The sequence below is a fragment of the Streptomyces sp. NPDC060027 genome (assembly GCF_042737005.1).
Classification (GTDB): Bacteria; Actinomycetota; Actinomycetes; order Streptomycetales; family Streptomycetaceae; genus Streptomyces.
Window position 1 is genome coordinate 1 of the sequence record NZ_JBHWVI010000264.1, and the last position, 10,682, is coordinate 10,682.

At 71.4% G+C, this 10,682-nt stretch carries 9 protein-coding genes; 3 read left to right on the forward strand and 6 right to left on the reverse strand.

Annotated features, from left to right (window positions below):
• Positions 1–121 precede the first annotated feature (121 nt).
• Complete coding sequence (locus ACFWBT_RS37760; protein WP_385707743.1) at positions 122–577, reverse strand: DUF1992 domain-containing protein; 456 nt, start codon at positions 575–577, stop codon at positions 122–124.
• Between the two features lie 119 nt (positions 578–696).
• Here ACFWBT_RS37760 and ACFWBT_RS37765 point away from each other — a divergent pair, with 119 nt between their 5' ends.
• Positions 697–1,092, forward strand: a complete 396-nt coding sequence (locus ACFWBT_RS37765) for a hypothetical protein (RefSeq protein WP_385707746.1) — start codon at positions 697–699, stop codon at positions 1,090–1,092.
• Positions 1,093–1,180: 88 nt separating this feature from the next.
• Here ACFWBT_RS37765 and ACFWBT_RS37770 read toward each other — a convergent pair whose 3' ends face one another.
• The gene (locus tag ACFWBT_RS37770) at positions 1,181–1,852 is read right to left on the reverse strand and encodes an O-methyltransferase (RefSeq protein WP_385707748.1); all 672 of its coding nucleotides are present in this window, start codon (positions 1,850–1,852) and stop codon (positions 1,181–1,183) included.
• A gap of 390 nt (positions 1,853–2,242) precedes the next feature.
• Positions 2,243–3,628, reverse strand: a complete 1,386-nt coding sequence (gene proP, locus ACFWBT_RS37775) for a glycine betaine/L-proline transporter ProP (protein WP_385707750.1) — start codon at positions 3,626–3,628, stop codon at positions 2,243–2,245.
• A gap of 423 nt (positions 3,629–4,051) precedes the next feature.
• On the opposite strand from proP, the gene ACFWBT_RS37780 reads away from it, so the two are divergent.
• Positions 4,052–6,100, forward strand: a complete 2,049-nt coding sequence (locus tag ACFWBT_RS37780; RefSeq protein ID WP_385707753.1) for a bifunctional glycosyltransferase 87/phosphatase PAP2 family protein — start codon at positions 4,052–4,054, stop codon at positions 6,098–6,100.
• Positions 6,101–6,198: 98 nt separating this feature from the next.
• Here ACFWBT_RS37780 and ACFWBT_RS37785 read toward each other — a convergent pair whose 3' ends face one another.
• Positions 6,199–7,443, reverse strand: coding sequence for a cytochrome P450 (locus ACFWBT_RS37785; RefSeq protein WP_385707756.1), 1,245 nt, complete (start codon positions 7,441–7,443; stop codon positions 6,199–6,201).
• A 341-nt stretch (positions 7,444–7,784) separates the two neighbouring features.
• Here ACFWBT_RS37785 and ACFWBT_RS37790 point away from each other — a divergent pair, with 341 nt between their 5' ends.
• The gene (locus ACFWBT_RS37790; RefSeq protein WP_266758210.1) at positions 7,785–8,954 is read left to right on the forward strand and encodes a steroid 3-ketoacyl-CoA thiolase; all 1,170 of its coding nucleotides are present in this window, start codon (positions 7,785–7,787) and stop codon (positions 8,952–8,954) included.
• A 62-nt stretch (positions 8,955–9,016) separates the two neighbouring features.
• Here ACFWBT_RS37790 and ACFWBT_RS37795 read toward each other — a convergent pair whose 3' ends face one another.
• Both ACFWBT_RS37795 and ACFWBT_RS37800 read right to left on the reverse strand, forming a co-directional pair.
• On the reverse strand, positions 9,017–9,703 hold the full coding sequence (locus ACFWBT_RS37795) for a YoaK family protein (protein ID WP_385707760.1): 687 nt from the start codon (positions 9,701–9,703) through the stop codon (positions 9,017–9,019).
• Between the two features lie 193 nt (positions 9,704–9,896).
• Positions 9,897–10,682 (reverse strand): ABC transporter permease (locus ACFWBT_RS37800; protein ID WP_385707763.1); only part of this gene is annotated, 786 nt, incomplete at its 5' end.

The following is a 10,682-nucleotide window of genomic DNA, read 5'->3' on the forward strand; positions in this document are numbered from 1 at the left end:
GGTTCCGGGGCGCGGCCTCACCGGCGTTCGCGCGGAACGTCGTGTCCCTGGGTGCCGCGCGGTTCATCGTGCCGCGGGATCCGCCGGATTCCGTCCGGCGTTCCCGCGGTCCTCCGCGGCCTCAGGCGGCTCCGCCGTCTGCCCGCTCCCCGGGGGGCCGGGCCTCGGGGGCCGGGTCCGCCCGCGCCGCGTGCCACTCCCGCACGATCTTCTCCACGTCGTAGGGCTTGAGCCCGAGGGGAGGTCCCGGCGGCGGTCTGAACATGACCTCGCGGATCTTGGCGTTGATGTCCTCGACGATCCGCCGCACGGCCCGCTCCGAGGGGGCCGCGGACGCCGCGACGAGGGCGTCCTCCGCCTCCTTGCGCAGGGCCAGGGTGGGCGGCAGGACCGACAGCCCCTCACGGACCATCTTCCGCTTGATCCACCAGAGTTCGTCGTACGGCGTGTCGGTGACCTCCGGCAGCGGTTTGCCCGCGCCGGGGAGTTCCGCGAACTCGCCGCGGGCCTCCGCCTGGCGGATCTGCCGGTCGACCCAGGACTCGAAGCTGACGCCGGGTGGCTTGCGCTCGGTCATGGGTCCATTGTGCCGGAGGTCGCACCACGAGGGGAAAGGTCGAATTATCATGCGGCGGCGGCGGAGCAACGACGTTTCGCGCCAGCACCATTGGACCAGCACCTCACGAAGGAGCGCGCGTGCTCGAACTCACCATGGCCTCGGTGTCCGGGGCGGACGCCGGCGCGACGGCCGGGATGCTGATGGCCGACGCGCCGAGCGACCCCGGGGCCATGCTGCGGGTGGGCCGGGACCGGGCCGTGTGCCGTCTCGCGACCCCCGACGACTGGCTGTTCGTGTCCCGGGTCCACCTGGAGTTCCTCTGCGGCCCGGACGGCTCCTGGCAGGTGACCTGGCTCCGTGGCTCCCACACGGAGCCGTCCTCCGAGGTCCGGCTGATCCTTGCGGGGCTGGCGGCCCAGCCGCTTCCGTACGGCGGGACGGCCAAGCTGCCGACGGGCGGCTACGGCGAACTCGTCATCCACGACCGCACCGGCCCCCGCACCGTGAACGTGGGCTTCTACCACGAGGCCTAGGACCGGCTCCGGCACGGAACCGGTGCGAAGGTCCGGGACCGAAGGGCCGAGGGCCGGTGCGGGCGGGCGGCCGGGCGGGACGAGGTGATCAGGCGAGTACGCGTGCCAGCGCGAACCCGTCGTACCCCTTGCTGCCCACCGTCTGCACCGCCGTGCCGTTCAACTTCGGGTGGGAGGCGATCAGTTCGAGTGCGGCCCGGGTGCCCCGCACGCTCGGGTCGGTGCTCGTCCCGTCGGTGACCGCTCCGTCGCGGACGACGTTGTCGAGGACGATCACGCTGCCGGGCCGGGTGAGCCGGACCGCCCACTCGATGTAGTGGGGGTTGTTCACCTTGTCCGCGTCGACGAAGACGAAGTCGAACGGCTCCGGGTTCTCGTCCGCCAGCTTCGGCAGCGACTCCAGGGCGGGCCCCACCCGCACCTCGGTGATCTCGTCGAGCCCGGCCCGGGCGAGGTTGGCGCGCGCGACCTCGGCGTGCCGGGGGTCGTACTCGAGGGTGATCAGCTGCCCGTCGGCGGGCAGGGCGCGGCCCAGCCAGATCGTGCTGTAGCCGCCGAGCGTGCCGATCTCCAGGATGCGCCGGGCGCCCTGGATCTCGGCGAGCAGCTGGAGCAGCTTGCCCTGGTTCGGCGCGACGTTGATGGGGGGCAGTCCGGCCGCGTCGCTGTCGCGCAGCGCGGCGGCCAGGGTCTCGTCGGCGGGGGCCAGGAGGGTGGTGAAGTGGTCGTCGACGTCGTTCCAGACCTGTGACTCGCTCATGAACCGGGCCTTTCGTATGCCTAGTTAGATGCGCTAAGTACTTCCGGGACGAACCTAGTCCCCGACGCCGGTGCCTGCCAGCCGGATTCGGGCGCCCGGGGCCCGGTCTCGGCCGATCGGCGGCGGGACCCGCACCGGAGGGGGAGGCAGGACCGGACGGCGGCCGCGGGCCCCCGCACGAACGCCCCCACCGCCACCGCCGTGAGCAGCAGCGCCGACGGGACGACCCGCAGATGTCCACGCGCGCATCCGCCCTCGTTAGCCGTTCGGCAGCCGCGCGCACCTCCTCGTAGCCCTTCCGTCGTGCCGTCGGACAGGGACTCGGACGACACGACGGAGGCCGCGGTTCCAGGGCGGGGCGGGAAAGGGCACGGCGCGGGTGGGGCGGCGTCAGTGCCGGGCGGGCTCCACCGCGGGTGCGGAACCCGGCAGCGGGCGGCCCGCAGACTCCGTCATGAACCACACGGCGACGCCGCCGATCACGGCCGCGGCCATCATGTAGTAGGCGGGCATCATCATGTTCCCGGTCGCTCCGATGAGGGCCGTGACCACCAGCGGGGTCGTGCCGCCGAAGAGCGAGACCGAGATGTTGAAGCCGATGGAGAGCGAGCCGTAGCGGACCCGGGTCGGGAAGAGCGCCGGGAGCGCGGCGGGCATCGCGGCGGTGAAGCAGACCAGCAGCAGGCCGAGGGCGCCCATGCCGAGCGCGATCGCGAACAGGCTGCCCTGGCGGATCAGCAGCAGCGCCGGGACGGACAGGGCGAGGAAGCCCACGCAGCCGGCGGCGATCACCGGGCGGCGGCCGATCCGGTCGGTCAGCGCTCCCGCGAAGGGCTGCACGATCATCATCAGCGCCATCACGCCGAGGACCACGAGCAGACCGTGCGTCTCGTCGTACTTGAGCTCACTGGTCAGGTAGCTCGGCATGTAGGACAGCAGCATGTAGTCGGTGACGTTGAAGACCAGGACCAGGCCCACGCACAGGAGCAGGGCGCGCCACTGGCCGGTGATCATCTCGCGCAGCGGCACCTTCGGGCGGTCGGCCTCGGACTTCTCGATCTCCGCGGCGAACGCCGGGGTCTCCTCGAGACGCATCCGCAGATACAGGCCGATGATGCCCATCGGGCCCGCGATCAGGAACGGCACGCGCCAGCCCCAGGACAGCAGGTCCTCGGTGGACAGCAGGGCGGTCATGAGGGTCACCAGACCCGCGCCGCCGATGTAGCCGGCGAGCGTGCCGAACTCCAGCCAGCTGCCGAAGAAGCCGCGCTTCTTGTCGGGCGCGTACTCGGCGATGAAGGTCGAGGCGCCCGCGTACTCGCCGCCGGTGGAGAAGCCCTGCACCAGACGCGCCGCGAGCAGCAGGATCGGAGCGCCGACGCCGATGGTGGCGTACGACGGGATCAGGCCGATCGCGAAGGTGCCCGCCGCCATCATGATCATGGTGAGCGCGAGGACCTTCTGGCGGCCGATCCGGTCGCCGAGCGGGCCGAAGACCATGCCGCCGAGCGGGCGCACGAGGAAGGCCGCGGCGAAGGCGCCGAAGGTCGAGAGCAGCTGGGCGGTCGGGTTGCCGGAAGGGAAGAAGACCTTGCCCAGGGTCACCGCGATGTAGCTGTAGACACCGAAGTCGAACCATTCCATCGCGTTGCCGAGCGCTGCCGCCTTCACGGCGCGCTTGACCAGTGCAGGGTCGGTCACGGTGACCTCGGGGGAGGCCGGGCGGGCGCGGGTCGGGACGGGTGCCGCGGGGACTGTCGGGGTCGCGGTCGGCAAGGGCCTTCCTTTCGCCGGGGACAGGGACGGGTCCGCCCGGGGGCGGACCGGAGGCCCACCCGGAGGCGGACCGAAAAGCGACCTTAGGCCGGATCGTCCGCATGACGTACGGTGCGCGACCCACCGCGCAGCGCACCTAAAGGCGGCGTACGCAGGCGCGACGCGGCGGCCGGGGGTGCCCCTTCCCGGGACCGTCTGTGATCTATGTCGCCAGGCCGGAGGGGAACCGAGGCCTTCGCGTGCCGTGACCTTCCGGGTGGAGCCGTGGCCTTCCTGGTGAAAAGAGGGCAGGCGTCCGCTGACATGGGGGTTTCCTGCGCTTTTCGACGGAAGCGGCACACGCCCCATAAGGTCCTGATATGGAGTGACGTAAGGGATGCACGGAACACACCGGAACCAATGGGTCGGGAGGGCCGACGGGGCGTGGCGGACGTGGAGCACGGCGGACGAGCGGGCAATGCCTTCAGGGGGGCGGCGGAGACCGCGAGAACACGGGTGCGCGCGCTCCGTGTCGGGCTGTGGATGATCGCCGCGATACTCGCCGTACGACAGGTCGCCGCCGTCCTCAGTACGCCCACGCCGGAGCGGCTGACGGACCTGGAGACCTGGGTCGGACCGCACGGCGTGCTCCACGTGAAGGGCTCGCTCTACGACTCGACACGGTTCACCGGTACCCCGTTCGGCGGTCTCGTCCTCAAACCCCTCACCCGGTCGGCCGAACAGGCCCTCGGCTATGGGTGGACCTTCGGCACCCTGCTGCTGGTCGTCGCGCTCGGGCTGGTCGCCGCGCGCGCCCTGCCGCCCCCCGTGAGCCGCCGTACGTCATTGCTCGCCGCCCCCGTCGCCATGAGCCTGCTCATGCTGTCGCTGCCGGTGCGCAACGCCCTCTACCTCGGCCAGACCAGCATCATCCCGGTGCTGCTCGTCCTGCTCGGCTGCTTCGCCGTCCGCGGGGAGTACGTCTGCGGGGTCCTCATCGGCCTGGCGGCCGCCCTCCAGCCGACCGTGCTGCTCTTCGCGCCGCTGCTCTGGTTCACCGGCCGCCGCCGTGCCGCCGCCTCCGCCGGGATCACCTTCGCCGCCCTCACCGTGCTCGCCTGGGCCGCGATGCCCCACGACTCGAACACCTACTGGGTGCACCACCTGGGAGGCGTCGGCCTCGGCAAGGACGCCGACGACGTCGCCAACCAGTCCCTGCACGGCGCGCTGTTGAGGTTCGGCCTCAGCGGGCCGCTGGAGATCGGCCTCTTCCTGGCACTCGGCGTGGCCGTCGCCGTCCTCGGACTCCGTCGCGCGGTGCGCTACGCGCGCGACGGGCAGCTGCTGCTCGCCGTGGCGATCACGGGCTGCGTGGCCGTCGCCGTCTCGCCCACCACCTGGCAGCACCAGCTGCTGTGGGTGCTGCTCGCGCTCGTCGGCCGGGTCGGCAGGAAGACCTCGGACCGCCCCATGTGGCCGGTCGCCGTCATCCTCGTCATGACACTGCCCGCCAGGGTGATGCTGCCGGACACACCGGCGCTCCTGCCGGTGCGCGACGACGTGGTGCTGATCGCCGCGCTGGCCGCCGCCACCGTCGTACCGTTCCTGTCCCGCACCTCCGAGTTCTACCGGGCGCCGATCCCCACCGACTACGCGGAGCCCGTCCCGGCCCGGTGGAAGCGGGTGCCGCTGCTCCCGTTCCTCGGCCGGGTCCTCGCCCGCCCGAACCTGCTGCTCGAACTGCTCCTGATCCGTGTCGGCTACGCCGCCTACCAGCAGGTCAGGCTCGCCGCGACGGGCGGCACCAGCTCCGGCGGCCGGGCCGCCGCCGAGCACCACGGCGACCAGATCCTCGCCGTCGAGCGGTTCCTGCGCCTCGACATCGAGCACGGGGTCAACCACGCGGTGGTGAAGGTCCCCTTCCTGCGGGACTTCTTCGACTTCTACTACGAGTCGTTCCACTTCGGCGTCCCGCTCACCGTCCTCGCCGTGCTCTACGTCCGCCGCCCCTCCGACTACCGCTGGGCCCGCTCCGCCCTCTGCTTCGCCACCCTGCTCGCCCTCGTCGGCTTCTGGCTCTACCCGCTCGCCCCGCCGCGCCTGATGCCGGGCCTCGGCGTCATCGACACCGTGCACGGCGTGCAGGACTTCTCCAAGCCGGACTACGGCACCCTGACCGAGCTGACCAACCAGTACGCGGCGATGCCCTCGCTGCACTTCGGCTGGTCCCTGTGGTGCGGGCTCGTCATCGCGATCCTGGCGCCCAAGTGGTGGATGAAGGCGCTGGGCCTGCTGCACCCGTTCTTCACGGTCTCCGCGATCGTGGCGACCGGCAACCACTGGGTCCTGGACGCCGTCGGCGGCGCGGCCGTGGTCGCGGCCGGCTTCGGACTGACCCACGTCCTCCAGGGCCCGCGGCCCCGGGCACCGAGGGAACCGGTCGAGGTCGGCACGAGGAAGCCGGTCCCGGCGACGAGCCGTACTCCGAGCTGATCCGGGGGAGGCAGGGGCCGGGCGCGGGGGATGCCCCTGCCTCCCGCGGGACGGGCCGACGGTGCCGGGAGGCCGTCGGCCCGAGCGCGCGGTGCCCGCTAGAGGTGACTGACCTGGAGCTCCTTGACGCCGTTCAGCCAGGCGGAGCGGAGCCGGCGCGGGTCGCCGGCGAGCCGCAGGTTCGGCATCGCGTCGGCGATCGCGTTGAAGATCAGGTCGATCTCCAGGGTGGCCAGGGACTTGCCGAGGCAGAAGTGCGGACCTCCGCCGCCGAAGCCGAGGTGCGGGTTGGGGTCACGGGTGATGTCGAAGGCCTCGGGGCTCTCGAACACCTCGGGGTCGTTGTTGGCGGAGGAGTAGAAGATGCCGACGCGGTCGCCCTTCCTGATCCGCTGTCCGCCCAGTTCGGTGTCCTGGGTCGCGGTGCGCTGGAAGGCGACGACGGGGGTCGCCCAGCGGACGATCTCCTCGGCGGTGGTCTTCGGCCGCTCCCTCTTGTAGAGGTCCCACTGGTCGGGGTGGGTGAGCAGGGCGTGCATCCCGTGCGTGATGGCGTTGCGGGTCGTCTCGTTGCCGGCGACCGCCAACAGCAGGACGAAGAAGCCGAATTCGTCGGAGGCGAGGTTCCCCTCGTCCTCCGCCGCCACCAGCGTGCTGACGATGTCCTTGGCGGGGCACTGCTTGCGGTCGGCGGCCATGTTCATCGCGTACGAGATGAGTTCGGTGGCCGACTCGGCGCCGATCTCCTCGGTGATCGCGTACTCCGGATCGTCGTACGCCACCATCTTGTTGGACCAGTCGAAGATCTTGACGCGGTCCTCCTGCGGGACGCCGATGAGCTCGGCTATCGCCTGCAGGGGCAGTTCGCAGGCGACCTGGGTGACGAAGTCGAAGGCCCCGTCGGGGCCGGCCTGCGCGAGCGCGTTCGCGACGATCGAACCGGCCCGGGCGCGCAGGGCGTCCTCCAGCGAGCGGATGGCGCGCGGGGTGAAGCCGCGCTGCACGATCTGGCGGACCCGGGTGTGCTCGGGCGGGTCCATGTTGAGCATGATGAGCCGCTGGACCTCGATCTGTTCTCGCTGGATGTGCTCGTTGAAGCGGATGACGGCGGTGTTGAGGAACGAGGAGAAGAGCTCGGGGTGCGTGGAGACGTACTTGACGTCCGCGTGCCGGGTGACGGCCCAGTAGCCGTCGTCCTCGAAGCCCGCGACACCGGGCTGTTGCGGGATCCAGTGGACCGGTTCGGCCCGGCGCAGCTCGGCGAACTCCGGGAGGGGCACGCGGTGGTGCAGTACATCGGGGTCGGTGAAATCGAACCCGTCGGGCAGCGCTGGACAGGGCATCGGCAACTCCAGGTCTCGCGCCTACGGTGGTGCCTGCGGTGGTGACGGTCCGTCCCCGCGGGTAGTTCTGACGGTCCATCAGGAACGTGGAATCGCCGTGAAGGTAGTAACGGGTTCTACAAGTGGCAAGAGGTGCGGGCCCACCAATTGCGTGCGGGATTCGTGCAGATCACGACTTCGGGAGCTGCAGGACCCTTGCGGCGCGGGGGGTTCGCTCAGCAAACTGCACGCAGAACTGGTACGCGTTCTAGTTCTGCGCGGTGGGTGGGCCGGGACGCCCCGCGCTGCGCGGTTCAGCAGGGCCTGGCCGCCGGGCAGGCCTGAGGAGAGGACGAGCCCCCATGGCCGCGGAACCCGTGATCGTCGAAGCCGTACGGACCCCCATCGGCAAGCGCGGTGGCGCGCTCGCCAATCTGCATCCCGCCTATCTCCTGGGCGAGACCTACCGTGAACTCCTCGGCCGCACCGGCATTCACGCCGACTGCGTCGAGCAGATCGTCGGCGGCACGGTGACCCACGCCGGCGAGCAGTCGATGAACCCCGCGCGTACGGCCTGGCTGACGATGGGGCTGCCCTACGAGACGGCGGCGACGACGGTCGACTGCCAGTGCGGCTCCTCGCAGCAGGCCTCGCACATGGTCGCCAACATGGTCGCGGCGGGTGTCATCGACGTCGGGATCAGCTGCGGCATCGAGGCGATGTCGCGGGTGCCGCTGGGGTCGGGGTCCAAGCACGGTCCGGGCAAGCCGTTCCCCGACGAGTGGAACGTGGACCTGCCGAACCAGTTCGAGGCCGCCGAGCGCATCGCGCGCCACCGCGGTCTGACCCGCGAGAACGTCGACTCCCTCGGGCTCATCTCGCAGGAACGGGCCGCCATCGCCTGGTCCGAGGAGCGGTTCAAGCGCGAGACGTTCGCCGTGCAGGTGCCCACCACCGAGGACGAGCAGCGGGCCGGGCAGGGCATGTGGCGGCTCGTCGACCGGGACGAGGGGCTGCGCGACACGTCCATGGAGGCGCTGGCGAAGCTGAAGCCCGTGATGCCGACGGCCGTTCACACGGCCGGCAACTCCTCCCAGATCTCCGACGGCGCGGCCGCCATCCTGTGGGCGTCCAAGCGGATGGCGCGGGCGCTGAAGCTGCGCCCGCGGGCCCGGATCGTGGCCCAGGCGTTGGTGGGTTCGGACCCGCACTTCCACCTGGACGGCCCGATCGACGCCACCCGTGCCGTGCTCGGCAAGGCCGGGATGTCCCTGAGGGACATCGACCTCGTCGAGATCAACGAGGCCTTCGCGTCCGTGGTGCTGAGCTGGGCGCAGGTCTTCGAACAGGACCTGGAGAAGGTGAACGTGAACGGGGGCGGCATCGCGCTGGGCCACCCGGTCGGCGCCACGGGAGCCCGGCTCATCACCACGGCCCTGCACGAACTGGAGCGCAGGGACAAGGAGTTCGCGCTCATCACGATGTGCGCGGGTGGAGGGCTGGCCACGGGGACGATCATTCAGCGGTTGTAGGTGGCGTTCCGCGGCCGCGAAGGGGCGCCGCCGGGTGCGTCAGGCGCTTCCGGCAGGGGCCCTCACTCGCGGCCGGAGACCGTCACCGCCAGGGCCGCCGCCACCAGTGCCGCGATCAGCAGTGGGATGCCCAGGCCGTGGTGCAGGACCAGCCAGGCGCCGAGCAGGGCGCCCGCCAGCATGGCGAACACGGAGGCGGTGCGGCGCGGGGAGTGGTGGCTCGCGCCGCCGCCGAGGCGGGAGTCGGCGGCCAGGCCCGTCAGGGTCATCGTCAGGACGGTGGTCGTCAGATCGGCCACGCCGAGCTTGCGGACCGTCGCGTTGCGCAGGCCCATCGCGAAGGCCGTGACGGCGATCAGGGTGTACGCGGTGGCGGTGGCGTCCGGGGCCGCGAAGGCGGCCGCAGCGCAGGCGGCCATCAGGACCGCCTCGGCGGCGAACGTGCCGCGGGCCCACGCGCGGCGCGAGCCCTTGCCGAACCGCACCGCGATCCGCCCGCCGGCCACCGCGCCCGCCAGGAAGCAGCACAGCGAGGTCAGGGTGTGCGACACGGAGAAGCCGGGTGCCCCTGCCGCGGCGAAGCCGAGCACCACGACGTTGCCGGTCATGTTCGCTGTGAAGACGTGTCCGAGGCCGAGGTAGCTCACCGCGTCGATGAGTCCGCTGACCACGGTCAGGGACAGCAGCGCGAAGGTCAGTCGCAGTCCTCGTGACTCCGGGTCGCGTGGCGTGGCCGTCTGCGTGGTCATGGAGCTCAGTCCACCACGGGGGACCCGGGGTGCGGGTGCGCTCGGCCGCGGGTGCGGCGTGCGCTCGGGCGACGATCGCGGCGGCGCGGGCCCGGCGGGCGGCCGGGAACGCCGACGGGGCGGCGTACGCCCGACGAGGTGCCGGAGTACGCCGCCCTCGGGCGGGACGAGCCGGGGGAGGCGGTCCGCCCGGTCACTTCGGGTCGCGGTCGAACACCGCCTTCGACCAGCGGTAGCCGAGCGCCGCCAGGGCCAGGCACCAGGCGATGGTGATCCAGCCGTTGTTGCCGATCTCGGTGCCGAGGAGGAGTCCGCGCAGGGTCTCGATGGCGGGGGTGAAGGGCTGGTACTCGGCGATCGGCCGGAACCAGCCCGGCATCGCGTCGACCGGGACGAAGGCGCTGGAGATGAGCGGCAGGAAGACCAGCGGCAGCGCGTTGTTGCTGGCCGCCTCGGCATTCGGGCTGACCATGCCCATCCCGACCGCGATCCAGGTGAACGCCAGGGCGAACAGGGTGAGCAACCCGAACGCCGCGAACCACTCCAGGACCGTGGCGTCCGTGGAGCGGAAGCCGATGGCGACGCCGACCGCGCCGACGAGGACCACGCTCATGATCGACTGCAGCACGCTGCCGACGACGTGTCCGATGAGCACCGAACCGCGGTGGATGGCCATGGTGCGGAAGCGGGCGATGATGCCCTCGGTCATGTCGTTGGAGACGGACACCGCGGTGCCGACCAGGGTGCCGCCGATGGTCATCAGCAGGATGCCCGGGACGAGATACGCGATGTACTCGGAGCGATCGGCGCCGCCACCGCCGATGCCCGCGCTCATCACGTCGCCGAAGACGTAGACGAACAGCAACAGCAGGACGATCGGCGTCAGCAGCAGGTTGAGGGTGAGGGAGGGGTAGCGGCGGGCGTGCAGGAGGTTGCGGCGGAGCATCGTGGTCGAGTCGCGTACGGCGAGGGAGAGGGT

What these genes read in the sequence shown, in the direction of transcription:
- ACFWBT_RS37795 (WP_385707760.1), bottom strand. Translation starts at nt 9,703, where the DNA reads ATGACCACGCAGACGGCCACGCCACGCGACCCGGAGTCACGAGGACTG.
- ACFWBT_RS37785 (WP_385707756.1), bottom strand. Translation starts at nt 7,443, where the DNA reads ATGCCCTGTCCAGCGCTGCCCGACGGGTTCGATTTCACCGACCCCGAT.
- ACFWBT_RS37770 (WP_385707748.1), bottom strand. Translation starts at nt 1,852, where the DNA reads ATGAGCGAGTCACAGGTCTGGAACGACGTCGACGACCACTTCACCACC.
- ACFWBT_RS37760 (WP_385707743.1), bottom strand. Translation starts at nt 577, where the DNA reads ATGACCGAGCGCAAGCCACCCGGCGTCAGCTTCGAGTCCTGGGTCGAC.
- ACFWBT_RS37790 (WP_266758210.1), top strand. Translation starts at nt 7,785, where the DNA reads ATGGCCGCGGAACCCGTGATCGTCGAAGCCGTACGGACCCCCATCGGC.